General features: G+C 67.0%; 22 protein-coding genes. 7 read left to right on the plus strand and 15 right to left on the minus strand.

The window, feature by feature from the left end:
• The first annotated feature begins 44 nt into the window (after nucleotides 1–44).
• Both NL241_RS33350 and NL241_RS33355 read left to right on the plus strand, forming a co-directional pair.
• Nucleotides 45–863 carry an MOSC domain-containing protein gene (locus NL241_RS33350; protein WP_494396264.1) on the plus strand — a complete coding sequence of 273 codons (819 nt, stop codon included), beginning with the start codon at nucleotides 45–47 and terminating at the stop codon, nucleotides 861–863.
• Nucleotides 864–1,041: 178 nt separating this feature from the next.
• Entirely contained in the window at nucleotides 1,042–3,009 is a 1,968-nt protein-coding gene (locus NL241_RS33355; RefSeq protein WP_494396265.1) for a S9 family peptidase, read from the plus strand.
• Nucleotides 3,010–3,037: 28 nt separating this feature from the next.
• Here NL241_RS33355 and NL241_RS33360 read toward each other — a convergent pair whose 3' ends face one another.
• The 4 genes from NL241_RS33360 to NL241_RS33375 form a co-directional block, all read right to left on the minus strand.
• Nucleotides 3,038–3,769 (minus strand): ZIP family metal transporter, encoded by a 732-nt coding sequence (locus NL241_RS33360; RefSeq protein ID WP_487689901.1) that lies wholly within the window; start codon nucleotides 3,767–3,769, stop codon nucleotides 3,038–3,040.
• A gap of 117 nt (nucleotides 3,770–3,886) precedes the next feature.
• Nucleotides 3,887–4,486 carry a DUF3618 domain-containing protein gene (locus NL241_RS33365; protein WP_487689898.1) on the minus strand — a complete coding sequence of 200 codons (600 nt, stop codon included), beginning with the start codon at nucleotides 4,484–4,486 and terminating at the stop codon, nucleotides 3,887–3,889.
• A complete protein-coding gene (locus NL241_RS33370) occupies nucleotides 4,483–4,905 on the minus strand; it encodes a phage holin family protein (RefSeq protein ID WP_487689896.1) in 423 nt (140 codons plus the stop codon). The genes NL241_RS33365 and NL241_RS33370 overlap by 4 nt, the downstream gene beginning before the upstream one ends.
• Nucleotides 4,902–5,723 (minus strand): hypothetical protein, encoded by an 822-nt coding sequence (locus NL241_RS33375; protein ID WP_494396266.1) that lies wholly within the window; start codon nucleotides 5,721–5,723, stop codon nucleotides 4,902–4,904. The genes NL241_RS33370 and NL241_RS33375 overlap by 4 nt, the downstream gene beginning before the upstream one ends.
• A gap of 326 nt (nucleotides 5,724–6,049) precedes the next feature.
• On the opposite strand from NL241_RS33375, the gene NL241_RS33380 reads away from it, so the two are divergent.
• Together NL241_RS33380 and NL241_RS33385 are read left to right on the plus strand one after the other, a co-directional pair.
• On the plus strand, nucleotides 6,050–7,381 hold the full coding sequence (locus NL241_RS33380; RefSeq protein ID WP_494396267.1) for a DUF2252 domain-containing protein: 1,332 nt from the start codon (nucleotides 6,050–6,052) through the stop codon (nucleotides 7,379–7,381).
• A 228-nt stretch (nucleotides 7,382–7,609) separates the two neighbouring features.
• On the plus strand, nucleotides 7,610–8,536 hold the full coding sequence (locus NL241_RS33385) for a serine hydrolase (RefSeq protein WP_487689886.1): 927 nt from the start codon (nucleotides 7,610–7,612) through the stop codon (nucleotides 8,534–8,536).
• A 42-nt stretch (nucleotides 8,537–8,578) separates the two neighbouring features.
• On the opposite strand, the gene NL241_RS33390 is transcribed toward NL241_RS33385, so the two are convergent.
• Genes NL241_RS33390 through NL241_RS33440 form a run of 11 tightly spaced genes read right to left on the minus strand, consistent with a single transcriptional unit; the run spans nucleotide 8,579 to nucleotide 19,491 of the window.
• The gene (locus NL241_RS33390) at nucleotides 8,579–8,905 is read right to left on the minus strand and encodes a putative quinol monooxygenase (protein ID WP_494396268.1); all 327 of its coding nucleotides are present in this window, start codon (nucleotides 8,903–8,905) and stop codon (nucleotides 8,579–8,581) included.
• 3 nt (nucleotides 8,906–8,908) lie between these two features.
• Complete coding sequence (locus NL241_RS33395; protein ID WP_487689881.1) at nucleotides 8,909–9,967, minus strand: Ldh family oxidoreductase; 1,059 nt, start codon at nucleotides 9,965–9,967, stop codon at nucleotides 8,909–8,911.
• On the minus strand, nucleotides 9,964–10,590 hold the full coding sequence (gene otnC / locus NL241_RS33400) for a 3-oxo-tetronate 4-phosphate decarboxylase (protein WP_494396269.1): 627 nt from the start codon (nucleotides 10,588–10,590) through the stop codon (nucleotides 9,964–9,966). The genes NL241_RS33395 and otnC overlap by 4 nt, the downstream gene beginning before the upstream one ends.
• The gene (gene otnK, locus NL241_RS33405) at nucleotides 10,587–11,834 is read right to left on the minus strand and encodes a 3-oxo-tetronate kinase (protein WP_494396270.1); all 1,248 of its coding nucleotides are present in this window, start codon (nucleotides 11,832–11,834) and stop codon (nucleotides 10,587–10,589) included. Before otnK ends, otnC begins: the two co-directional genes overlap by 4 nt.
• Nucleotides 11,831–12,481 (minus strand): aspartate/glutamate racemase family protein, encoded by a 651-nt coding sequence (locus tag NL241_RS33410; protein WP_487689872.1) that lies wholly within the window; start codon nucleotides 12,479–12,481, stop codon nucleotides 11,831–11,833. Before NL241_RS33410 ends, otnK begins: the two co-directional genes overlap by 4 nt.
• A gap of 13 nt (nucleotides 12,482–12,494) precedes the next feature.
• Nucleotides 12,495–13,574 (minus strand): isocitrate/isopropylmalate dehydrogenase family protein, encoded by a 1,080-nt coding sequence (locus NL241_RS33415; protein ID WP_494396271.1) that lies wholly within the window; start codon nucleotides 13,572–13,574, stop codon nucleotides 12,495–12,497.
• A gap of 25 nt (nucleotides 13,575–13,599) precedes the next feature.
• Nucleotides 13,600–14,025: a cupin domain-containing protein gene (locus tag NL241_RS33420; RefSeq protein WP_494396272.1), complete on the minus strand. Its 426-nt coding sequence runs from the start codon at nucleotides 14,023–14,025 to the stop codon at nucleotides 13,600–13,602.
• A 14-nt stretch (nucleotides 14,026–14,039) separates the two neighbouring features.
• Nucleotides 14,040–15,449 carry an NAD-dependent succinate-semialdehyde dehydrogenase gene (locus NL241_RS33425; RefSeq protein ID WP_494396273.1) on the minus strand — a complete coding sequence of 470 codons (1,410 nt, stop codon included), beginning with the start codon at nucleotides 15,447–15,449 and terminating at the stop codon, nucleotides 14,040–14,042.
• Nucleotides 15,446–16,546, minus strand: a complete 1,101-nt coding sequence (locus tag NL241_RS33430; RefSeq protein WP_487689862.1) for an ABC transporter ATP-binding protein — start codon at nucleotides 16,544–16,546, stop codon at nucleotides 15,446–15,448. The genes NL241_RS33425 and NL241_RS33430 overlap by 4 nt, the downstream gene beginning before the upstream one ends.
• Nucleotides 16,539–18,311 carry an ABC transporter permease gene (locus NL241_RS33435; protein WP_487689859.1) on the minus strand — a complete coding sequence of 591 codons (1,773 nt, stop codon included), beginning with the start codon at nucleotides 18,309–18,311 and terminating at the stop codon, nucleotides 16,539–16,541. Before NL241_RS33435 ends, NL241_RS33430 begins: the two co-directional genes overlap by 8 nt.
• Before the next feature lie 19 nt (nucleotides 18,312–18,330).
• Entirely contained in the window at nucleotides 18,331–19,491 is a 1,161-nt protein-coding gene (locus NL241_RS33440) for an ABC transporter substrate-binding protein (protein WP_494396274.1), read from the minus strand.
• A 284-nt stretch (nucleotides 19,492–19,775) separates the two neighbouring features.
• On the opposite strand from NL241_RS33440, the gene NL241_RS33445 reads away from it, so the two are divergent.
• The 3 genes from NL241_RS33445 to NL241_RS33455 all read left to right on the plus strand — a co-directional run bounded on the left by NL241_RS33445 (nucleotide 19,776) and on the right by NL241_RS33455 (nucleotide 24,244).
• Entirely contained in the window at nucleotides 19,776–20,696 is a 921-nt protein-coding gene (locus NL241_RS33445; protein ID WP_494396275.1) for an FCD domain-containing protein, read from the plus strand.
• A 120-nt stretch (nucleotides 20,697–20,816) separates the two neighbouring features.
• Nucleotides 20,817–23,468: an aconitate hydratase AcnA gene (gene acnA / locus NL241_RS33450; protein ID WP_487689852.1), complete on the plus strand. Its 2,652-nt coding sequence runs from the start codon at nucleotides 20,817–20,819 to the stop codon at nucleotides 23,466–23,468.
• Entirely contained in the window at nucleotides 23,468–24,244 is a 777-nt protein-coding gene (locus NL241_RS33455) for a fumarylacetoacetate hydrolase family protein (protein ID WP_487689850.1), read from the plus strand. The genes acnA and NL241_RS33455 overlap by 1 nt, the downstream gene beginning before the upstream one ends.
• The last annotated feature ends 74 nt before the right edge of the window (nucleotides 24,245–24,318 follow it).

The raw sequence follows: 24,318 nt of genomic DNA on the forward strand, positions 1-24,318 counted from the left end.
TGTGCACATTATGTTCACGAGAACTGCCCTCGTATGGTTTGACGATGACCGACGGACAGCAGCTGCGCGTCGCAAGCCTGCACCGCTACCCGGTGAAGTCGATGCTCGGTGAGACGGTCGCCGCGTTGAACGTCGGCTTCGGCGGAGCCGAAGGAGATCGGCGCCTGGCGTTGATCGACCAGGAGACCGGGCGGGTGGCCAGCGCCAAACAGGCTCGCCTCTGGCGCCAGCTTCTCAAGTGCACCGCCAGCATCGACGGCGGACGCGTGCGAGTCCGGCTGCCCGACGGGACCGTCGTGGCGCCCGACGAGGACGGTTTCGCCGAGGCGGTCTCCGAGCTGGTGTCGCGGCCGGTGAGGGTGGCCACCAGCCGCCCCCCGGGTGTGAGCCTGGAACGCGCCGACCCCGAGCAGGTTCTCGATCAGGGACTGGACGCGGTGGTGGACGCTCCGCTACTGGAGCTGGCCGAGGGCACACCGGGCGATTCATTCGTCGACCTCGCGCCACTGCACGTCATCACCACCGCAACGCTGGACCGGATCGGCACCGAGGCAGCGCGCTACCGGCCCAACATCGTGATCGCGACACCCCCGGGCTTTCCCCCGTACACCGAAAACGATTGGACTGAGCGCACTTTCGCCGTCGGTTCCGTGGAGCTCAAAGGTATGGGGCCCACCCCTCGATGCGTGATACCCACCCTCGAACACGGCGAGCTCGACCGTGCGACACATGCGCTTCGCACCCCGGCGGCGGAGAACCTCGTCGACTCCTTCGGCTTGGGACGGCTGCCCTGCGCCGGCGCGTACCTCGAGGTGGTCACCGAGGGCACGATCGGTGTCGGAGATCGGTTTTCGCAGCACTGATCGACCGCCGAGCGGCGTCCCGGTCTCACAGCAGCGAGAAGGCCAGGATCAGGCCCAGTGAGACCACCGAACAAATCGAGGGGCCGGATTTGAAGAGCCAGGTACTGATTCTGCAGAGCCTGCTGGGGTTCAGCGTCGGCCAGATGCGGTAGCCGCCAGAACAGTACCCTGGATCGCCATGGCGACCTTCGGCTCATGGCCCACACCCATCACCTCTGAGCTCGTGGTGCGCGCCGCGGCCGGGCTCGGCGGCGTGAGCCTGCGCGGTGACACCGTCATCTGGTCCGAGCAACGGCCCGAAGAGGGTGGCCGCACGCAGCTGGTCCAGCGGACGCGCGACGCAGCGCCAGTCGACTTGCTGCCTGCGGGAGCCAACGCCCGCACTGCCGTCCACGAGTACGGCGGTGGCGCGTGGTGGGTCGGAGGTGACACGTTGTGGTACACCGACTGGGCCGACCAGCGCCTGTACACGATCACCGGGGCGGCGGATCCGGTGCCGGTGACCCCCGAGCCCGAGGTGCCCCGCGGTGAGCGCTGGGCCGACGGGTGCGTCACTGCGGACGGGCGCTGGGCGCTGGTGGTGCGCGAGCATCATCCCGCCGGTGGCGGCCCAGCCGAGGTGGTCAATGAGATCGTCGTAGTCGATGCCTCGGGCCGGCTCGCCCCGAGGGTCCTGGTGACCGGTCCCGACTTCGTGTCCGACCCCCGGATTTCCGCCGATGCCGGCCGACTGTGCTGGTTGCAGTGGTCACACCCCGACATGCCCTGGGACGGCACCGAGCTGTGCGTGGCGGAGCTGCGCGACAGTGACACCGGTCCGCTGCTGAGTCCCCCTCGGGTGGTGGCGGGGCGCCCGGCCGGCGAATCGGTGAGCCAGCCCCGCTGGGCCGACGACGGTTCGCTCTGGTTCATCTCCGACCGGTCCGATTGGTGGAACCTCTACCGGTGGGTGCCCAACGCGGACCGGGTCGAGGCCATGGTGACGATGGACGCCGAGATCGGCGCACCTCAATGGGTTTTCGGTCAGTCCCGCTACGCCTTCCTCTCAGAGGGGCGCACCGTCTTCGCCTTCTCGCGCAACGGGCTCGAGCACCTGGCGATTCGCCTTGCCGACGGTGCCGTGGTGGACCTCGACGTGCCCTGCACCTCGATTGCCTCCGTCCAGGCCGAGGGTGACCGGGTTGTCTTCGTCGGGGCGTCGGCCGTCACCGAACCGGCTGTGATGTCGGTGGTCGTCGACCCCACGGGCGAGGCCACGGCCGGCGAGATCCTGCGTCCACCACGCGATCTGGGGCTCAGCCAGGATTGGTTCTCGGTGCCGGAATCGATCTCGTTCCCGACCAGTGGCGGCCGCACCGCCCATGCTCTTTTCTACCCACCGACAAATCCCGACGTCGAGGCCGAAGCTGGGGAGCTTCCGCCGCTGCTCGTGCTGATCCACGGTGGTCCGACCAGCGCGGCCCGGCCGATGCTGCAGCTGGGGGCGCAGTACTGGACCAGCCGGGGTTTCGCGGTGGTCGACGTCAACTATGGCGGGTCCACCGGGTACGGCCGTGCCTATCGTGATCAGCTCCGCGGCCAGTGGGGAGTCGTCGATCTCGACGATTGCGAGGCGGCGGCCCGGTGGCTGGGCGAGCAGGGCCGCGTCGATCCGGCCAGGCTCTGTATTCGAGGCGGCTCGGCGGGTGGGTACACGACGCTGGCAGCCCTTGCCTTCCGCGACACTTTCGCGGCGGGCGCAAGCCATTACGGCGTCGCCGATCTCGAAGCGCTGGCCACCGAGACCCACAAGTTCGAGAGCCGCTATCTCGACGGCTTGATCGGACCGTACCCTGCACAACGCGATCTCTACGTCGAGCGTTCACCTATCCACCACGTCGACGGCTTCGACCGGCCGCTGATCGTGCTGCAGGGCCTCGAGGACGAGGTGGTGCCGCCCAACCAGGCCGAGATGATCGTCGACGCTCTGCGCACCAAAGGTGTGCCCGTGGCGTACGTCGCGTTCGAGGGCGAACAGCACGGGTTTCGCCAGGCGGCCAACATCCGCCGAGCTCTTGACTCCGAGTTGTCCTTCTACGCGCAGATATTCGGCTTCACGCTCCCCGACTCCGAGCGCATCGAACCCGTACCCGTGCAGAACCTGTGACCGCTTGCCGGCTGGGCCTTGGGGGTGCTCACGCCGCGAGGACGAACGAGAGAAAGAAGCCTCCGGCGGTGGCGAACGCGTTCAACGGCCGCCCATGCTCGAACGCCTCCGGCATCAGGGTGTCAGCCAGCGAAGCGAGCACTGCGCCGCCGGCAAAGGCGAGCGCAACGGCCAGGACGTGCTCGCTCAAAGCGCCCGCGGTCGCGCGCCCGGCGACCACAGCACCGGCCAGCAATACCGCACACGCCACCCAGGTCAATACGATTGTGCGCGTGCGGGTCCCGGCCTCCCGCATCGCGACGGCACTGACCAATGCCTCGGGCAGGTTGGAGAAGAAGATGGCGGCCAGCAGCGACAGCGATGCACCGCCGACCAGCGACACACCCAGCGCCACGTTCTCCGGCACACCATCCAGTGTCACCGCAGCCAGCAACGCCAGCCCGACCCCGTTGCGCGCCCCGGATGCAGCGACCTCCCGCTCGTCGGGGCCGGATTGACCACTGATGTAACGGTCCAGCGCGGTGTCCACCACGACGAATGTCGCAGCCCCGGCAAGTAGACCGAGCCCCGAGGGGACAGCACCACCCAACGTGAAAGCCTCTTCGAACAGCTCGAACGCCAGTGCCGAGATCAGCGCCCCGCTGGCGAATGCCAACAACACCGCTGTGACCCTCTTCGGCGCGTCCCACCGCACCCCGACCACAGCACCGATGATCAACGCGCTGGATGCAGCCAACCCGTACAGCAGTGCCAACCCCACGATGGTCTCCTCCGCCCGTCCCTTCTCACGGCGCCGGTCCGGAAGCCGTCGTCATCGCGCTTCCTGGGTCAAAGCCGTTGTATATCCTGATTTCTCGTGACGTGCGGCCAGCAGTGGTCAGCTCTGGCGGTCGCGCACGTTCTGCGTGGCGTGCTGGGCATGACCTTGGACGTCCTGCGCCGCGGACGTGCCCTCCTCTTTGACGGTGCCCGCAGCCTCGGTGGCGGTTTCCTTCACGGCTTGCGCCGCTTGCTGGGCGGGCTCTTTCAAGTGGTCGACCGCCTCTTTGGCGACGTCGGTGATCTCCTGCTGCAGGGGCTGGGCCTTTTCCTTGACGGCCACCGCGGCCTGCTGCTCCTTCTCACTGGCCGGGAAGAGCGCGGCCACCAGGAGTCCGGCGCCGAACGCCACCAGCCCCGCCGCCATGGGGTTGCCCTGCGCTTGCCGGCGCACGGCGCTGGGCGCCGACTGTGCGGTTTCGCCGGCCGACGCCAGCGCCGACTGCGCAGAATCGGTCATCGACGACGTGTTGTCCTGAACGGAACCCATCACCCTCTCCCGCAGGCCGCCGACCGCGCCGGTGACCTTGCCCACCTTGCGTTTGGCCATCGTGCTCGGCTTCGCTTCGTACGCCAGGGTGTCCACGTCGGCGCTCAATCGTGAACGCGTGCGCTCGATTTCAGCGCGGATCTGGTCGGGGTCATTGCTGGTGGTCATCGGGTCTCCTCAGGTCGGGGGGTGAGTGCATCGGGGATGCGTTTGACGGTGTCGGTGGTCTGCGGCAGTCCCTTGGCGGCAGCCAGGGCAGACCGTCCCATGACGGCCAGGACGGCGGCGATCACAGCCCACACGAGCATGACCACCAACGCTGACCAGCCGTGTCCGATGAGATTGCCGAGACTCCACCATGCGGCGACCGACAGGAACAGCAGGGCGAAGTAACCGCCAAGGGCGGCACCGGCGTACATGCCGACGCCTTTCCCGGCACGGGAGGCGGTCTGCGTCGCTTCGGCTTTGGCCAGCGCCAGCTCTTGGCGCACCAACTCCGAGAGGTCGCTGCTCACCTCACCCAGTAGTTCCCCCAGTGACGGCGCGGGCGCGTTGGGGTCGTGCGGATCGCGGTAGGGCGCACTCATGGTGCCAGGTTCCGGCCGCTGGATTCTTCGCGATATCCCGGTGCCGGCGGCGGATAGTTCGTCGGCGGCGCCACGCGGGGCGTCGGATCAGGCCGCCGATACCCGCTCGTGTCGTAAGCCGGTGCCGGCGGATAGGCCGGAGCCGGGGGGACCGCGGTGGGGGCGACGGGTGCCTGACGGTTGAGGTCATACGGCTGAGGGCGGGTGGTGTACTCCGCCGGGCTCGAGGTCAATTCGCGGCTTTGTGAAGACGGCGCGTCGTTGGCTGCTTTCAAACCTCGGCCCAGCCGGCCCACCAGGAAGCCGGCGGCTGCCGCCGCGGCCAGGAACGCCCCGGGCCGTTGGCGGGCAAAACGGGTGACCTCGTCCAGGACATGTCCTGGTTCGCGATCCTCCAGCCAGGACGCCACCGCCTCCGTGCGCTGGCCGGCCTGCTGCACGATCTCGGCTGCCATGCCCGATTGGTCGGAACCCCGGACCATGGCAGTGAGTTCCTCGCTGAGCCCGCGGAGCCCGCTCGCCACCCGTTTCTGCTGCTCGGAGGCTTGCTGAGTGAGTTCGCTGCGGGTCTGGTGCACCAGCTGCTTGACCTGTTGCGTCGCTTCGGAGGCTACTTGGGTGGCCTGCTCGCCCGCTACAGCGGCGACATGTTGTCCCGCGTCGCGAGCGGTGTTGGCGACCTTGCCTGCCTGATCCTGGGCCACCTCCGCGGTGGACGGCTCGGCGGCCGGGGCCCTGTGCTGAGGATTGCCCGTCGGGTACCTGCCGGCCAGCGGGTCAGCCCCGCTCGATGCGGGTCGATCACTGGGGTAAGACATAACACTTCCTTCATGTTCAGATGCAGATCGGGGGTGCCCGTCCGGGCACCGCCGCTTGAGTTCGGCGTGCTGCGGCCTGAGCTCGACGCCCGTGGCACACCTGAACTGTTGGCAGGACTACCCCCGCGATGCGGGAGGAAACGAATGCGATTGAGCGAACACAAAATTGCGCTTTCCCAGCGGCGTCACCCGGATGTGAGCAGTTCGAATTCAAACGCGTCTCGGTGTCATCTCGGGGGTTGGCAGTTCTGGCGGCTCGACGGCGGCTGAGCCGTCGGGCGGCCAGGCGGCGGTTGATCAGGCGTCACGCTGGGCACTTAGTTCGCATGACTGATACGGAACGCAACCCCGGTCCCGACGATCGGGAGTTGTTCATCGTCGATACCCTGGTCGAGGCCTTCTCCGATCTGATGGCCGCCGACCCCGACGCGTTTCGGACCAAGTTCCGCAAGATGGCGGCCGACCCGTTCGCCTTCTACCGCGGCAGCGCCTGCCTGTTCTACGCCGACGTGTCGGTGCGCGAGGACAGGTGGGCAGACGAGCACACCAGCCGGGTCTGGATCCAAGGGGATCTGCACGCGCAGAACTTCGGCACCTACATGGACGGCTCCGGGGTGTTGATCTTCGATGTGAACGACTTCGATGAGGCCTACGTCGGGCACTTCACCTGGGACCTGATGCGATTCGCCGCGAGTATCGCGCTGATATGTTGGCAGAAGGCACTTTCCGATCAGTCGATCACCATGTTGATCGAGACGTTCGTGCGTTCCTATGTGCGCCAGGTGCGGTGGTTCGTCGACGTCGAGGATGACTCCACCTTTTCGCTCAACCTCCTCACCGCCCGTGGCGCCGTGCTGTCGGCTCTGCAAACCGCCCGGCTCTCCACGCGCGCCGAGATGCTCAACTACCTGACCGTGGTCGACGAGTTCGACCGCCGTTTCCGCGAGCTGCCGGGTGTGGTCCGACTCGTCGACGACGAGCGGGCGAAGGTGGAGGCGGCATTCACCCGCTACCTCGAGACCATCCCGGAGGCCCACCGGTTCCGTGGAATCGCCTACGACATCAAAGATGTCATCGCCAAGACCGGGTTCGGCATCGGCAGCGCCGGCTTGCCGGCCTACACCGTGCTGATCGAGGGATTCAACCAGGCGCTCGACAATGACGTCGTGCTGTCGATGAAACAGGGCAACGTGGCCGCCCCGAGCCGCGTCGTCGACGACGCGGAGGTGCACGACTACTTCGAGCACCAGGGCCACCGCACCGCGGTCTCCCAGCGCGCGCTGCAGGCACACGCCGATCCGCTGCTCGGGTACACCGACATCGACGGAGTGGGCTTCGTGGTCAGCGAACTCTCACCGTATGAGGCCGATCTGGATTGGAGTGAGCTGACCGAACCCGACGAATTGGCCGAAGTCATCGGCCAACTCGGCCAGGCCGTGGCCAAGGTGCACTGCGTGAGCGATACCGACAGCGACCAATCGCTGGTCGACTTCCAGACCGAGAACGCGATCATCTCGGTGATCGGCGACGACGAAGCCGGATTCATCGCCGACATGGTCGAATTCGGACTGACGTACGCCGCTGTGGTGCGGGATGATCATCGTCACTTCGTGGAGGCGTTCCGGGAAGGCCGGATCCCCGGCGTCACCGCCACGTGATCCCTGTCAGGGCCGACTGACTATCGCTGGACCTCGATGGTCACGTCGAACCCGTCGGGCTGCGCCCGGATGACATCGGCGCCGGCGGCGTCGAAGCGGCCGATCCACACAGCTGCGGGAGGGCAGCGCAGCTTTGCCGGTCTCGTTTGAGCCACCGATACTCTGGGGTAACCGGTGGGCTCAGCGTTGACCCCGCTCGCCCGGTTCAAATCCGACTCGAGGAGACTTATGCGCCTGCGGTTGCCGAATCGGGCCAGGACAAGCACGGCGATCGTCTGTGTGGCGCTGCTGTTGAGTGGCTGTGAGGCTCAGGTCTGGGGTACGCCGCCCACCGCGGGCAACACCCCGCAGGCACCAGTCACCCCCCAGGCTTCCCTTTCAGCGCTGCCGGCAGCCCCACCCGCCCAACCGACGGCGTCCTTTGACGGACTCGACGCCCGCGTCCGTCAAGCCACCGCCGACGCAGCCCGGTCCGGTGCCGATATCGAGATCGTGGTGTTGGACCGCGACACCGGCCAGATGGTCTCCAACGGAGCTGATCAGCCGTTCCCCATCGCGTCCGTGGTGAAGCTCTTCATCGCCGATGACCTGCTGCTGCAGGAGTCGGAGGGCAAGACGAAGCTGTCCGATGCCGACCGTAAGTCACTCGACATCATGCTGCGCTCCTCCGACGACAGCGCAGCGCAGAACTTCTGGGACCGCAGCGGTCAGAACGCCGTCATCGCGCGCATCAAGGCCCGGTACGGGTTGGCCGGCACCACGGCACCCTACAACGGGCACTGGGACGTCACCCAAAGCACTGCAAGTGATCTCGTCCGCTACTACGACATGCTGCTGGACGGAACCGGTGGGCTGCCCCCCGAACAGGCCGACGTCATCGTCAGCAACCTCGGGCAATCCACCCCGACGGGGACCGACGGTTACCCGCAGCGGTTCGGCATCCCCGAGGGGCTCTATGCCGAGCCGGTTGCGGTCAAGCAGGGCTGGTTCTGCTGCTGGAACGGCGGCAACCAGTTGCACGTGTCGACCGGCGCGATCGGACCCGAACGGCGCTACGTGATGGCGATCAGCTCCCTCGATCCCACCGACGCCGCCACTGCCCGCCAGAACATCACTCAGGCCGTCCGGACGATGTTTCCCGGCGGGACGATCTGACGCCGTCGGCCTCCCGAGTTGCCTCCGCCCATTCTCTGCAGCTCAGGGGACGTCGGCCGCGGCCGACGAGCCGAGGTGCAGCGGCGTGGCGAAGGTGTTCCGATGGCTTCCGGCGACCAGCACGTCCTTGGCCACCGCTTGCCATGCAGCGTAGTGAGGCGCACCACGGTGACCGACCGTAAACGCGTCCTCGTCGGTGTAGATCTCGTAGAAGTAGAACCGCGTCGGGGTCTCGATGTCGCGGTGCACGTCGAACGCCAGGCAACCGGGTTCGTCCCGCAACGACGCCTCGGCGTTGACGGTGATGGCCGCCAGGAATTCGTCGACCTTGTCTGGTTTCACGTCCACGGTCACGAACAGGGTGTACATCGATCACTCCTCGATCAGGGGTGCGACACCGGCTTCGGCGGCCAGGGCGCTGAGTTCGGCGATGGTGGCATCGGGCAGCGTGATGCTACCCGCGGCGCGCTGCACCGCCCGGTTCTCCAGTTCGCCGGGCACCAGGATCTCCGCGCCGGGCGCCGTCGGGCACGCCTTGACCGTGTCGATCAACTCGTCCATCCGGGACTCGAACTGCTCGCGCGGCATGATCGCCTTGATGTCGATGGCCATCACCAGATGGCCGCAGCCACTGCGCTTGTCGGGAACATAGGGGCCGACGACATCGGTGGCAGACGAGCTGCCGGTGAGGACTCCGGACAGCACATCCATCATGAACGAGATCGCATACCCCTTGTGGCCGGCCATCGGCAGGATGACACCGTCGATAGCCGCCTGGGGGTCGGTGGTGGGGATGCCGGAGGCGTCGATGGCCCAACCCTCGGGCAGCCGCTGGCCACGTTCCTTGGCCGCGTAGATCTTTCCGCGGGCCACCCCGGTGTTGGCGATGTCCAGGACGACGGTGCCGTGCCGGCCCGACGGCACCGCGATGGACCACGGATTGGCGCCGATCATCTTCTGGGTGCCGCCCCACGGCGCCATCGCCGGGCTGCCGTTGGTGGTCAGGATGGCCACGCAGCCCCGCTCGGCGAGCAGCCGCGTCCAGTAGGCCGCGGTCCCGAAGTGGTTGCTGTTGCGCACCGCAACCACTCCGACGCCGAATTCGGTGGCCGCGTCGGCGGCCAGCCCGATGGCGTGGTTGGTGACCACCTGCCCGATTCCGTCGGCGCCGTCGAGCACCGTGACAGCCGCGAACGTGTTGAGCATCCTGGGCTGGGTGAGCGCCTTCATCGCACCCGAGCGCACCCGGGCGACGTACCAGGGCAGGCGCAGCATGCCGTGCGACGGGTGACCCCAGATGTCGGAGGTCACCAGCGATTCGGCAACCAGCTCCGCGTCACCCCGGGGTACACCGTGCGCCTCCAGGATGTCCGCGCCGTGGTTCATCACATGCTCGGCGTTGAATTGACGCGCCGCGAGTTGAACGTTCACCGGTAGAGCTCCTCCAGTCGTTGTACTTCGCGGTCCACGACGGGGACCACGGCTTGCCCGCGCAGCAGCAGCTGCAGCTTCGCGGTTTCCTCGATCTCCTCCAGCGCGTCGGCCGCCGAGGCCAGGTCGGCCCCCGCCACGATCGGGCCGTGGTTGGCCAGCAGCAGCGCGTGGCTTCTGGTCGCGGCCAACTCGGCGACCTCACCGAGGCGCTGGTCGCCGGGTGCGTGGTAGGGCAACAGCGGCAGCCGGCCCACCCGCATGGCGTAATACGCTGTCAGCGGCGGCAATACGTTGTCCCGGTCCACCTCGGCCAGACACGACACGGCCACCGAGTGGGTGCTGTGGGTGTGCACCACCGCGCCGGCATCCGGCCTGGCGCGGTAGAGCGCCAGATGCAGGAACGCCTCCTTGGTGGGCTTCGGTCCGCCGAGGTGGTTGCCGTCGCGGTCGACCCGCGACAGTTCACCGGCCCGCAGCTTGTCCAACGCCACTCCCGTGGGGGTCATCAGGATGGTGCCGTCGGAATCGGCAGCGCTGAGGTTGCCGGTCCGGCCGAAGGTCAGTCCGCGCTGGAAGAACGACGCACCCAGTGCGACGATTTCGACGTCGACGGCGCTCATGCCAACACCTCGCTGGTGGCAGCGCGGACCAACAGATCGGTGGCTCCGAAGTTACCCGACTTGAGCAACAGTGACACCCCGTGATCGGCGGTGCTGCACCAGGGCACACCGCGGTCGGCTTCGGCGTCCACCACGACGGAGCGCAGGCCCAGGGCGTCCACCACTGCACCGGAGGTCTCGCCGCCGGCGACGACGATGCGCCGCGCCCCGGCATCGACGGCCGCTCTGGCCAGCGCGCCCATGGTCGACTCCAGTTGATCGGCGACCGCGGGGTCGGCCGGGCCGCGTTCCTCCGCCGGCGCCGAGGAGTAGATCAACACCGGTTGCTCACCGAGGTTGCCGCGCAGCCAGTCCAGCGCCGGCGCCAGCAACTCGCCGGGCGAGGCCACCGTGCGGGGGTCCAACCGGTACGACGCGAAATGTCGGCGGGCGTGGGCGACCTGGCCGAGCGTGGCTTTCGAGCAACTGCCCGCGAACACCACAGTGGGCGCGTCAGGTGCACGCACCGGGGCGGTCGGGGCGTGTGCGCCGTCGTTCTCCACGAGCACCCGGCCCAGAGCACCTGCCAGACCGGCGCCACCGGTGACCACCGCGAAACCCGACACGGCATGGGCAACGACATCGAGGTCGGCGTCGTCGAGGGCGTCGACGACGACATGGCGCCGCCCGGCTTGCGCCAACGCGGACTGCACCGCATCGACGCCCCGTCGGAGCTGTTGCCACTCAATTGATCCCACCGAATGCGGGGTCTGGGCCGCCATCAACCGGACCACATTGGAGTCGGTCATCGGGGTCAGCGGGTGATGGCGCATCGACGATTCCGCCAGCGGGACGTCGCCGACGAACAGGTTGCCTTGATACACCGTGCGGCCGTGCTCCGGGGTGGCCGGGCACAGCACGGTGGTGGACTCCCCCGCGGCATCCAGCAGCGCGTCGGTGACGGGTCCGATGTTGCCGGCCGGTGTGGAGTCGAAGGTGGAGCAGTACTTGAAATACACGGTGTCGACACCCGCCTCGGCGATCAGCCACTCCCGGGCGGCTAGCGACATCTTCACCGCGGCCTCGGCGTCCAGGGCCCGGGTCTTGAGCGCCACCACCACCGCGTCGCAGCGCTCGATGGCCATGTCGTCGGCCGGCGGTCCGAACAGCAGCACTGTCCGCAGACCCTGCCGCCTCAGCGCCGCGGCCACGTCGGTGCCGCCGGTGTAATCGTCGGCGATGCAGCCGATCTTGGGCGTGGTCATGACTGTGCCAATCGTCGGGCAATGGCCCGGGCCGCGTACTGCGGCGGGCTCACCACCGGCAGACCCGTCTTGGCGGCGAGTTCCTCGGCGGCCGGGCTCAGTGAATACTGCGCGATACAGAGCATGTCGAAAGACCCCTCCGCGGCGTCCACACCTTCACTCAGCGCGTTGACCAACCCCGCCAGGTCACCGGCCGAGGCCGCCTGCGCGGCGCCGTCACAGAACACTGGAACCACCTCGACGTCCGCGCCGTGCACCGCGTCACCCAGCCGGGTGGTGGTGTCGGTGGCGGCGGCCCGCAGCGAGGCCAGTACCGCCACCCGGCGCGGGGCGCGGGCGGCGATCTCGGCCATCATGTCAGCATCGGAGGTGAACACCGGTGTGGTGAAGAGCTTTTCCGCAACCGGCTGGGTGTCGCCGTACATCGAGCAGACCATCAGCACCGCGTCTGCCCCACCGTCGACACCATGGCGGACCAGGTTCAGCATCCGGTCCCGCAGGGCTGCGCTCATCGATCCGAGTTCGTCGGCGTCGGAACCGAGACGGTCGTCCAGCAGGTTCCAGACGCGGGCGCCGGGGATCTCGGTCTGCAACGCCGACGCGGTCGGGGTGATGGATGCGGGCGTGGTGTGTACGACCGCGATCAACGGGGGCTGCACGTCAGCGTTCGCCGATGGTGCGTGCGACGGCGGCTCCGAACTCCTTGGTGCCGGTGTCACCGCCCATGTCGGGGGTCATGGTGCCGGCCTTGATGGTGGCTTCGACGCCACCTTCGACCAGTTCGGCGGCTTTGAGCAGCGTGGCGTCGTTGTGCCGGGCGCCCAACCACTGCAACAGCATTCCCGACGACAGGATCATCGCGACCGGGTTGGCGATGTTGCGCCCGGCGATGTCCGGTGCCGAACCGTGCGCGGCCTGGGCCATCGCCTGGTCCAGCGACGCGTTGATCGACGGCGCCAGACCCAGTGATCCGGCCAGTTCACCGGCGAGGTCGGACAGGATGTCGCCGAACATGTTCTCGGTGGCGATCACGTCGAACTCGTTGGCGCGGCGCACCAGATGCACTGTCATGGCATCGATGTGGTAGTCGTCGACCTCGACGTCGGGGTAGTCCACGGCGATCTCGCGGCACACGTCGCGGAACAGGCCGGTGGTCAGGCGCAGCACGTTGGCCTTGTGCACGATGGTCAGTTTGTGCCGGCGCGCTTGCGCCAGATCGAAGGCCACCTTGGCGATGTTCTCCACCGCGGAGCGGGTGATGATGCCCATCGCGATCGCGGTGTTCTCGTCGGGCATGAACTCGCCGGTGCCGGCGAAGGTGTTGCGGTCGGCGTAGAAGCCCTGGGTGTTCTCGCGCACGATCACCAGATCGGTACCGGGCACCACGGCCTTGGCGCCCTCGAAGGACTTCGCCGGGCGGATGTTGGCGAACAGGGCGAAGTGCTTGCGGATGGTGCCGCTGGGGTTGAGCTGCGACTTGAACGGCTCGGGGTAGGCGGCGCTGTCATGCGGGCCCAGCAGCCAGGCGTCCATCTTGGCCAGCGCATCGAGCGTCTCGGCCGGGGTGTGGCTGTTGTGGGTGTCGATGGCGCTGCGACCCAAGGGCAGGGTCACCCATTCCGCCCGCGGCGCACCAGCGGCGGCCAGCGCCGCGTCGATCACCTCGACAGAGGCGGGCACGATCTCCGGGCCGATGCCGTCACCCTCGAGCAGGCCCAGGCGCAGTGTCTTGTCGGTCATGTCGATCTCCTCGTGTCGGTCGGCGTCAGCCGACGTTGGTTCCGTGTTCTTCGTCGATACGTGTGGTGACGCCGGTCGCGACGATGGTGCGGTCGGCGTCGATGGAGGCATATGTCCAGAAGATGTGCAATTCCTCGGTGTCCGAGTCGTTCTGGAAGAAGTGCGGGATGCCCGCGGGGATGAACGAGGTGTCGCCGGTGCCGACCGGGTACAGCTCCCCGTCGATGTGGGCCACGGCGCTGCCCCGCAGGATCAGCACCGACTCGTCGCAGTTGTGGAAGTGTTCCGGGATGGCCGCGCCGGGCGGGAACATGGTGATGCCGTTGAGGAAATCCCTGGCGCCCACGCTCCGGGTCACCATGGGCAGGGTGCGGGCACCGCCTACGCGCTGGCGCGGGGTGATCTCGGAGGGCCGCAGGATGGCGGCGGTACGTACGGAAGCGTCGGTCATGAACTGTCCTTCTTTCACTCGGAGGCCGGCGCCTGGGCAGCTGGGGCGTTGCACGCCCACCAGGTGCGGACGTTGACGAACTCCCGGATACCCGGTGCCGCGAGTTCACGACCGTATCCGCTGCGTTTGGTTCCGCCGAACGGCATTCGCGCATCGGAGGCCACGATGGAGTTGATGAAACACGCCCCGGACGTGATCCGCCGCCCCACCTCGATGGCCGCATCGACATCGCGGCTCCACACGCTGGCGCCGAGCCCGAACGGGGTGTCGTTGGCCACCGTGACGGCCTCGTCGGCGTCGGCGACCGCGATGATGGTCGCCACCGGTCCGAACACCTCCTGGGCATACACCGACATGCCCGGCCGCACCCCGGCGAGAACCGTTGGCCGGTAATAGAACCCGTTGCTGTCCTCGACCGGCCCACCACCGCAGAGCAATTCGGCGCCCGCGTCGAGCGCCGCCTCGACCTGCGCCGCCACCCCGTCGCGTAGATCGCGCCGGGCCATCGGTCCCACATCGGTGCCCGGCGCCTCGGGATCACCGAGCACCAGGCTCTCGGTCTTCTCGACCACCAGGCGGGTGAACTCCGCGGCGACGGCCTGTTCGACGATGAACCGTTTCGGGGAGATGCAGCTCTGCCCGGCGTTGAGGAACCGGCCCTTCACGGCCAGGTGGGCCACTTTCTCCAGGTCGGCGTCGGCGAGCACCACAAACGGATCGGATCCACCCAGTTCGAGCACCGACTTCTTGATCTCACGTCCGGCGATGGAACCGACTGCGCTGCCCGCCCTTTCACTGCCGGTGATGGTGACCGCACCCACCCGCGGATCGGCGATCAGGCGCTCCGTGGTGGCGGGCACGTCGGCTTCGGCGACCAGCAGGGCGGTGAACAGGCCCTCCGGTAGCCCGGCGGCGATCAGGATCTCCTGGCAGGCCAGCGCGGCACCGGTGGTGTTCGGGGAGTGTTTGAGCAGCGCGGCGTTACCGGCCATCAGAGCCGGTGCGGCGAAGCGGAACACCTGCCACAGCGGGAAGTTCCACGGCATCACCGCCAGCACCACGCCCACCGGTTCGTAGGACACCCAGGACCGGTCGGCGGAGGTCTCGTACACCTCGTCGGCCAGGAAGGTCGCGGCGTTGTCGGCGTAGAACTCCAACCCGGTGGCGCACTTGTGCACCTCGGCGACCGACTCCACCAATGGTTTGCCCATCTCGCGGGTGACCAGCAACGCCAGCTCGTCGGCACGCTCGCGCAGCACTGTCGCCGCCGCGCGCAGCACCTCACCTCGGGCTTTGAAATCTTCAGCTGCCCACGCGACTTGAGCTGCCGCGGCAGTATCGAGCGCGGTGTCGATGTCGGTATCCGACATCACCGGGTAGCTGGCCAGCGGCGCCCCGGTGGCCGGGTTGACGGTTTCGATCATGCCGGTGCCAACTGCTTCTGGGGGTACAGGAAGATGTTCTCGGGATCGATGAGCAGGTCCACCTCACCCTGGTGTCCGGGCTTGAGGCAATCGGCGGCGATGGTCGATTCGCCCACCGAGAGCAGGTACTCGTATTTGGACCCGACGTACTGCACGCTGTTGACGTTGGCGCGCACCACGTTGAGGCCGTCACCCGGGATATGGCCGGCGGCGGCGATGTTGACCCGTTCCGGGCGCACCGCGACGGTCACGGCGTCACCGGAGCGCACGTCCATCCGCCCGGTGGCGTGGACCAACTGCCCGGTGGCATCGAGTTTCACCTTGGCGTCGCCCGGGCTGACCTCGATGACGTGTGCGTCGAGGAAGTTGCAGTTGCCGACGAACGCGGCCACCTCCTGGGCGGCGGGCTGCTCGTAGATCTCTGTGGGCGTGGCGATCTGGACCATCCGGCCCTTGGCCATCACTGCGATCCGGTCACTCATGGCCAGGGCTTCCTCCTGGTCGTGAGTGACGTAGATGGTGGTGATGCCGACCTCGGACTGCAACGCCTTGAGCCAGGCGCGGGCCTGCTCACGCAGTTTGGCATCGAGGTTGGACAGCGGCTCGTCGAGCAGCAGCAGCCGCGGCGAGTAGACCAGCGCCCGGGCCAGCGCGACACGCTGCTGCTGGCCGCCGGACATCTCGTGCGGGTACCGGTTGCGCAGATGCAGCAGGTCCACCTTCTCCAGCGCATCGTCGATGAGCTCGTTGCGGCGCTCCTTGGTGACCTTGCGCAATTTCAGTGGCAGAGCCAGGTTGTCGGCGATGGTCATGTGCGGCCACAGAGCGTACGACTGGAACACCATGCCCAGATTGCGGCCCTCCGGCGCGACGAACGTGTTGTTCTTGGAGCTGAAGAACACCGTGTCATCCAGTTCGATGCTGCCCTCGTCCGGGGACTCCAGGCCGGCGATGCAGGCCAAGGTGGTGGATTTTCCACAACCGCTTGGTCCGAGCAGGGTGAAGAACTCCCCGTCGTGGACCTCGAAGTTGATGTCCTGCAGGACTTTGTTTCCGTTGAACGTCTTGTTGACGTTCTTCACGCGCAGATCAGGCATTGGAGGTGTGACCTTTCAGGAGGCGGGTGGCAATGGCGACGAACACGAGGGTGATGGCGATCTGGATGGTGGCCAGAGCCGCGACGGACCCCGCGTTGCCTTCCGCCCAGAGTTGAAGTGCCGTCGTTCCGATGACGCTGGTCTGCGAATTCGCCAGGAAGACGGCCGGTGAATACTCCTTGATCATCGTGACGAACACGAGGATCAGGGCGCCGGCGAAGGCCGGCAGGATCAGCTTGCCCAGCACCCGGGTGAAGGTGCGAAACCAGTCGGCCCCGCTGACCCGGGCGGCGTTGTCCAGTTCCTCGCCGATCTGCATGAGCAGCGGGGAGATGTTGCCGTAGGCCGTGGGCAGAGCACGCAAACCGAAGGCGATGACGAGGATCCAGATGGTGCCGCTCAGCAGGCCCGAGAGCCAGCCGGGTGAGTACGCCAGGGCCCAGAAGAAGCCGATACCGACGATCAGGCCGGGCATGGCCTGCGGAGCCAGGGCAAAGTATTCGACGAGCTTGCCCGCCTTCATCTTCGAGCGCCGGGCAACCAGTACCGCCAGGGTGCCCAGGAGGCTGATGACCACCGCGCCCACCAGGGCGATGACCACACTGTTGACGATCGACATGTAGTAGGAGGTGTAGCTGAAGATCGGCTTGTAGTTGTCGAACGTCAGCGTGGAGAACGGCGACTTCAGCGGGGTGAGCACCAGCGTGAACGACCGGAAGATCAGCACCGCGATGGGCAGCAGGGCCCCGAAGAACAGGTAGACCGAGATAAACACGAACGCGACCCACTTGATCCAGCCCAGGTCGAACGTCCGTGGCCGGGTGGCTTTACCGCGCACCGAGACGAACCGCTGCGAGTTCTTCAGCAGCTTGGACTGCACCGCCACCAGCAGCACCGTGACGAGCAGGATCAACACCGAGGCCGCGCCGAGTACGCCGTAGTCCGGATCGATGGACTGCAGACCGTTGGTGTAGAGGAAGGTGGAGAACACGGTGATGTCGGCGGGCTGACCGTAGAGCAGTGGGACCGAGAGGGTTTCGATGGACATGCTGACGATCAGCACGGAGCTGTAGACGATCGGCGGGCGCAGCATCGGCACCACCACCGACCACAGGATGCGCAGCGGTCCGGCACCGCAGACCCGGGCGGCGGACTCCAGCGAGTTGTCGGACTGGTTGAGCGCCCCGACGCAGAACGTGAAGGCGATGGGCGCCAAAGCAACTGCCTCGGTGAGCGCCATACCGGGAATCGAGTACAGGTTCCACGGGACGAAGCCGAGCAGCTCGCGCATCTGCACGCTTGCGAAGCCGGCCGGGCCGTAGAGCATGATCCAGCCGAAACCGAGCAGCAACGACGAGATATAGAACGGCCAGCGCATCGAACCGCCGACCAGACGGCCCAACGGTAGCTTGGTCCTGGTTACCACGATGGCCATCGGCACGGCGAAAAGCTGCGCCAGGATCACCGTCAGGCCGGCGAACAGGATGGTGTCCAAAATTACCGTGCCGAAGTCGGCTTCGGTGAACAGCCGCACGTAGTTCTCGAGGGTAAGCAGGCCGCCGACCTCGTAGAGCGGGCGGTCCACCACCGACTGGTAGACCGTCGGGATCACCGGCGCCAGCACGAACACCGCGAGGATGATCAGCACCGCATACTGGATGAAATTGTCGCGGCCGATGTTCCGGAACCGCCGGTAGCGTGGGCTACCGAGCTCTCCTGGGGTGGGACGGACGAACCCGGTGTCCCGAGATGTGGTGAGTGTCATGGTAAGTCGCTATCTCGGCTCAGCCGGCTTGCAGGGAGTCCCAGCGAGCGGAGAAATCGTCGATCTCCTCGTCACTGGCCTTGGTGTAGGGAACGAAGATCATCCGGTCCGCGCCTGCGGACTCGAGCACGTCGTAATACGTCGCCACGCCGTCCTCGGCACGCTCAACGCCCTCGCGGTAGGACGTGAGTCCGCCCCGGGACACGGCGGTTTGCCCTTCCTCCGAGAGCACGAAGTCGAGGAACAGCTTGGACGTCGCCTCGTGCGGGGCGCCCGCGGCGATACCGATGCCGCGCCGCAGCAGCGGGGTGCCGTCGGTGGGAAACACCACCTTGATCAGGCCGGCGGTGCGCTTCTCGGCGGTCAACGCCGGTGAGCCCATGAAGAATCCGACGGAGTACTCGCCGGAGGTGACCTTTTCGACCATGCCGCCGGTCGAGGTCTCGTTCTTGGCGTAGGGCAGGATCTTCGCGAAGTCCGCCCACGCCGCCTCGGGATCGTTCTCGACGAACGCACGGGTGACGGTGAAACCGAAGGCGCCGGACGGGTTTCGCACCGCGATCATGCCGTTGAACTCGTCGGGGTCGGCCTCGATCTTGCTGGCGAGGTCCGCGATGCTCGTCGGCGCATCTTCTTCGGAGATCAGCGCGGAGTTGTAGACCAGCGAGATCGGGTCCACCGACAGCGAGTACACGTTGGGCATCGGCTGCGCGAAGTCCGGCAGCGAGCTCAGCTCCGGTGACACATAGGGCACCAATGTGCCTGGGCGGTCTGCGAAGTCGGCCCAGGCGTCGGCGGCGTTGCTCACCACGATGTCGGCGGAATCCTGTCCGGTGGCCTGCTCGGAAAGCACCCGCTGGAACACCTCATCGGAGTCGAGGTTGGTGGCGTTGATACTGCCCACCCACGGGAACTTCTCCTGGAACGCGTCGATGATCGGCGCCCAGCTCTGCTGGTCGGTGTTGGAGTAGATGGTCAGAGAGCCGCCCTCCTGTTTGGAGGCCTCGACCAGTTCGGAGTAGCCGGCGGGGTAGTAGTCCGGCAGCTCCGGTTGGACGTCGGAGTAGTCCGCTGCGACGCCGCACGACGTCACCAGGCACGCGGTTGCGGCGGCCGCGACCAGCGCGGTGATCCGGCCGGTCCGCGAACGCTGGCGACGCGCTCTGAGGTTGATGGACACGATTGAAACTGCCTCCCTGCTCTGGCTCACATCGCTGTGAACTGGCTCACGAATCCGGGTGTGAGTGAAGTCTGCGCCAAAATTGGTCGCCCTGTCAACCTGTTGACCAAAACATGACATGGAGCAGCGTCTGTACTGTTTTGCGAATCAGTACAATATGGCTCACGTCACAGCATCCGTCAAGATGCGACGTGGGGCCCGGATCCGACGTGCCGCGGCTGGGCTCCGCGCGCTTGTACGATCAGCGCAAACAGATCACTCCGGCCGTCGAACAGGGAGGTGGCGTGGCCCAACCGGCACATTCATCCGGCGGTCTGCTGTCGACCCGCGTGTCCCCCACCGCGCTGGCGATGCGGGTGATCGACCTGATCCGCCGCCAGGAGCTGGAGCAGGGCGCCCACCTCACCGAGCAGTGGGTGGCCGACGCGCTGGACATTTCCCGTACCCCCGCGCGCCGCGCGCTGACCTTTCTGACCGACATCGGGCTGGTCGAACGCACGCCTCGCCGAGGTTTCCATCTGGCCATGTCGGCGGCCGATCTGGCCAACGTCAATCTGTCGGGTGACGCCGACAGCGATGAGCAGCTCTACTTCCGCATCATCGATGACCATCTCGGCGGCCGGTTCACCGAGGACTTCACCACCACGGAACTGTGTCAGCGCTACGGGCTGACCACCCGCCAGGCCAATCTGGTGCTGGCCCGCATGGAGTCAGAAGATCTGATCCGGCGCCGTGCCGGGCGCGGCTGGGAGTTCGTGCGAACCCTGTCGACCACCGAGGCCCACGACCAGAGCTACCGGTTCCGGCTGATCATCGAACCGGCCGGGATCCGAGAACCGAGTTTCAGGGTGGATCCCGAGGCGTTCGCCCTGCATCGCCGACAACAGGAGTCGCTGCTGCACGGCAATATCGTGCTGCTGTCCCGCAGTGAACTCTTCCGCTACAACGCGAGCTTTCACGAGATGGTGGCGGAATGCTCGGGCAACGCCTACCTGGCCGATGCGGTCAAGCGCGTCAATCGGATGCGCCGAATGATCGAGTACAACCACCAGGCTGACCGCAGCCGCCTGGTCAACCAGGCGCGGGAACACCTACAGCTGCTGGACCTGCTCGAAGCCGGCGATCAGGACAAGGCCGCCGAGTTCATGTACACCCACCTCGACGTGGTTCGCGAACTCAAGACCGGGATTCCCCACCAGCACTGAGCGCGAGTGTGGACGTCCGCCACGGTCCGCCGCCATCTGCGTGTCTTAAGTCCACACTCACACCTCGGCCACACACGTGAGTGGTTGTACTTTTACGCCTATTAGTACAAACTGGGCTGCATGAGCTCGGTCGCCGCACTACACCCCGGTATCGCGGAATTGGTTCTCGGTGGCCAGCGGTATCGCTACGTCCCCTTGAACCGGGTCCTCGATCCTGCCGAGTTGACCAGCACGCCCTATGCCATCCGGGTGCTGCTGGAGAATGTGGCGCGACGGTCACCCGCCTCGCTCCCCGCGATGCTCGAACGGCTCCGCGACCGCACCCGGGCGTGCGAAGTTCCCCTGCAACCGAACCGAATCATGTTGCACGACACCACGTGTCTGCCTGCCCTGGCCGACTTCGCCGGGATGCGGGACGCGGTGGCCGAACTGGGCGGCGACCCCGCAGCGCTGCAGCCCGCGATTCCGGTGGACCTGACCGTGGACCACTCGGTGATCGCCGAACACCACGGCAGCAACGACGCCGTGGAGCTGAACCTCGCCATCGACTTCCGCCGCAACGAAGAGCGGTACCGCTTCATCAAGTGGGCGCAGAACACCCTCGACCACTTCGGTGTGATTCCCCCGGGCACCGGCATCATCCACCAGGTCAACATGGAATCGCTGGCCACTGCCGTCTGGATCGACGACAGCACCGAGATCCCGACCCTGCACCCGGACACCATGGTGGCCACCGACAGTCACACCCCGATGATCAACTCGATCGGGATCGTCGGCTGGGGTGTGGGCGGCCTGCAGGGCCAGGCCGCCATGCTGGGAGAACCGGTCACCATCGGCTACCCCAACGTGGTCGGGGTGCGCTTGACGGGCCGACTCTCCGCGGGGGTCACCGGCACCGATCTGGCGCTGACGCTCACCCAGATGCTGCGCGCACACGGAGTCATCGACAAGTTCGTCGAGTTCTACGGACCGGGGGTGCAGGCCCTGACATGGGCCGAACGCGCCGCCGTGTCGAACATGGCACCCGAGTACGGCGCCACCGTCGCCCTGTTTCCCTCCGACGAGGAGACGCTGACCTTCCTGGCCGCGACGGGCCGCACCGCCGAGCACTGCGAACTGGTACGCCGCTACCTGAGCGCCAATCACCTGTTCTGCGAGCCTGATTCACCCGAACCGGAGTACGACGAGCACCTGGCTCTCGACCTGGACACCGTGGAAACCACCCTGGCCGGTCCCCGGATGCCGCATGAGCGCGTCACCCTCGCCGCCGTGCCCGACTCCTTCCGGTCGGCCGTCGACACTTCCGCGGAGATCTCTGACATCGCCGATCCCGTTTTCGGAGAGCCGGTGCCGCCGGGTCCGGTGGCCGTCGCGGCGATCACCAGTTGCACCAACACCGCCAACCCCGCGCTGATGCTTGCCGCGGGAGTGATGGCGCGCAACGCGATATCGCGCGGTCTTCGCGCCAAACCCTGGGTGAAGGGCACCCTGTCCCCGGGTTCGCGGGTGGTCACCGAATACCTGACCGAAGCAGGGCTCCTGGACGCGCTGGAGAAGCTGGGGTTCAACACCGTCGGCTACGGCTGCATGACGTGCATCGGCAACTCCGGTCCGTTGTTGCCCCGCATGGAGGAACTGCTGGACGTGGGCGTCACCCCCGTGGCGGTACTCTCGGGCAACCGCAACTTCCCCGGCCGGGTCCATCCCCGGCTGCAGCACGGATACCTGGCCTCCCCACCGCTGGTGGTGGCCTATGCACTAGCCGGCACGGTGCTGCACGATTTCGCCCGCGACCCGCTGGGATTCGACGGCGGGGGCCAGCCGGTGTATCTGCGCGACATCTGGCCCGGCGACACCGAGATCGCCGAGCTGATCACTCGATCGCTGGACCCAGAAGCGTTCGCGCGCAACACTGCAGCCATCCGCCATGGCACCGAGGCGTGGCGGGAGCTCACCGGGCAGGACCAGTTGCGCTATCACTGGGACCCCGCCAGCACCTACATTCGCCGGCCGAGTTACCTGGACGCGATCACCCCGGACCCCGCGCCCATCCCCCCGGTGCTGGAGACCCGGGCGCTGCTTCAGCTCGGCGATGACGTCACCACCGACCACATCTCCCCCGCCGGAGCCATTCCCCGTGTCAGTGCTGCGGCCGACTACCTGCGTGCGGCGGGCACCGCACCGGGCGACTTCAACCAATACTCCACGCGGAGAAGCAACTACGAGGTGATGGTGCGCGGCGCCTACACCAACGCAGCAGTGCACAACCGGCTGCTGCCCGCCGGCACCGGGGGTAGCGGAGCGTGGGCGTACACCGAAGACCGTACCGAGATCCTGCCCGTGTACGACGCGGCCAAGACCTATCTGACGGCCGGAACACCGGTCGTCATCGTGGCGGGCAACAACTACGGCGCCGGCTCCAGCCGCGACTGGGCAGCGAAAGCCCCTGCGCTGCTCGGGGTTCGAGCGGTGATCGCTGGCGGCTTCGAACGGATCCACCGCAGCAACCTCATCGGGATGGGCATCTTCCCGCTGCAGTTCACTCCCGGTCAGCAGGCTCCTGAGCTGGACGGTTCGGAGACGCTGCGAATCCACGGCCTGGACCGGCTGCAGGTGGGGACGACGGCGGTGACACTCGACATCGACGGCCGCCGCACCATACCGCTGCAACTACGCATCGACACCGACAACGAAATCGAGTACCTGCGCCACGGCGGGACGCTTCCCTACGTCATTCGCAAGGTCCTCGGCGCCGCCACTCAGGAGACCTGATGAGATACGTCCGGGTGCACCACGCGGGCGCACCATGGTGGGCGACGTTGCAGGACAACACCGTAACGCTCCTCGACCGCGCGCCCTACGACGGGGCCGTCGCCACCGGAGTCGAACTCGACACCAAGGCCGTCGAGTTCCTGCCGCCGGTCACGCCGTCGAAGATCTACTGCCTGGGCCGCAACTACGCCGACCACCGCTCGGAGATGGGCTACCGGCACGACGGTTCTCCGTCGGTGTTCATGAAGGGCCCGTCGACGATCATCGGGCCTGGCGCCAGCGTCGTGCTTCCGCCCCGCAGCGTGAGCACCCACGTGGAACACGAAGCCGAACTCGCCGTGATCATCGGCAAGACCGCGCGATTCGTCAGCGCGGCCGATGCCGCCGAGCACATCCTCGGGTACACCTGCGCCAACGATGTCAGCGCCCGCGATCTGCAACGCAGCGATCCTCATCCGACCCGCGCGAAAGGGTTCGACACGTTCTGCCCCGTCGGCCCCTGGATCGAGACCGACTTGTCCCCCACGTCGACACTTCGGTTGCGCTGCACGGTCAACGGTGTCCTGCGCCAGGACGGGACCACCGCGCAGATGACCTACGACATCCCGTTCCTCATCGAATACCTCAGCGGTTTCGCCACATTGCACCCAGGTGACCTCATTCTCACCGGGTCGCCGGGCGGCACCGAACCGCTGCACCCCGGCGACCAGATCGACATCGAGATCGAGGGCATCGGCACGCTGACCAACCACGTCGCTGCCGGCGATCGCCCGTGACTGGTCGGGACTCCGGCGGGTAACGGTACGGCATCGAACCGATGGTGGCTGGTGAGTCACTTCGATCACATCTG

The sequence above is a fragment of the Mycolicibacterium sp. SMGY-1XX genome (genome assembly GCF_059132455.1).

Coding starts and splice junctions, on each gene's coding strand:
- NL241_RS33355 (WP_494396265.1), top strand. CDS start 1,042: ATGGCGACCTTCGGCTCATGGCCCACACCCATCACCTCTGAGCTCGTG.
- NL241_RS33375 (WP_494396266.1), bottom strand. CDS start 5,723: ATGTCTTACCCCAGTGATCGACCCGCATCGAGCGGGGCTGACCCGCTG.
- NL241_RS33350 (WP_494396264.1), top strand. CDS start 45: ATGACCGACGGACAGCAGCTGCGCGTCGCAAGCCTGCACCGCTACCCG.
- NL241_RS33435 (WP_487689859.1), bottom strand. CDS start 18,311: ATGACACTCACCACATCTCGGGACACCGGGTTCGTCCGTCCCACCCCA.
- NL241_RS33415 (WP_494396271.1), bottom strand. CDS start 13,574: ATGACCGACAAGACACTGCGCCTGGGCCTGCTCGAGGGTGACGGCATC.
- NL241_RS33370 (WP_487689896.1), bottom strand. CDS start 4,905: ATGAGTGCGCCCTACCGCGATCCGCACGACCCCAACGCGCCCGCGCCG.
- NL241_RS33455 (WP_487689850.1), top strand. CDS start 23,468: ATGAGATACGTCCGGGTGCACCACGCGGGCGCACCATGGTGGGCGACG.
- NL241_RS33425 (WP_494396273.1), bottom strand. CDS start 15,449: ATGATCGAAACCGTCAACCCGGCCACCGGGGCGCCGCTGGCCAGCTAC.
- NL241_RS33365 (WP_487689898.1), bottom strand. CDS start 4,486: ATGACCACCAGCAATGACCCCGACCAGATCCGCGCTGAAATCGAGCGC.
- NL241_RS33390 (WP_494396268.1), bottom strand. CDS start 8,905: ATGTACACCCTGTTCGTGACCGTGGACGTGAAACCAGACAAGGTCGAC.
- NL241_RS33385 (WP_487689886.1), top strand. CDS start 7,610: ATGCGCCTGCGGTTGCCGAATCGGGCCAGGACAAGCACGGCGATCGTC.
- otnK (WP_494396270.1), bottom strand. CDS start 11,834: ATGACCACGCCCAAGATCGGCTGCATCGCCGACGATTACACCGGCGGC.
- otnC (WP_494396269.1), bottom strand. CDS start 10,590: ATGAGCGCCGTCGACGTCGAAATCGTCGCACTGGGTGCGTCGTTCTTC.
- NL241_RS33380 (WP_494396267.1), top strand. CDS start 6,050: ATGACTGATACGGAACGCAACCCCGGTCCCGACGATCGGGAGTTGTTC.
- NL241_RS33430 (WP_487689862.1), bottom strand. CDS start 16,546: ATGCCTGATCTGCGCGTGAAGAACGTCAACAAGACGTTCAACGGAAAC.
- NL241_RS33420 (WP_494396272.1), bottom strand. CDS start 14,025: ATGACCGACGCTTCCGTACGTACCGCCGCCATCCTGCGGCCCTCCGAG.
- acnA (WP_487689852.1), top strand. CDS start 20,817: ATGAGCTCGGTCGCCGCACTACACCCCGGTATCGCGGAATTGGTTCTC.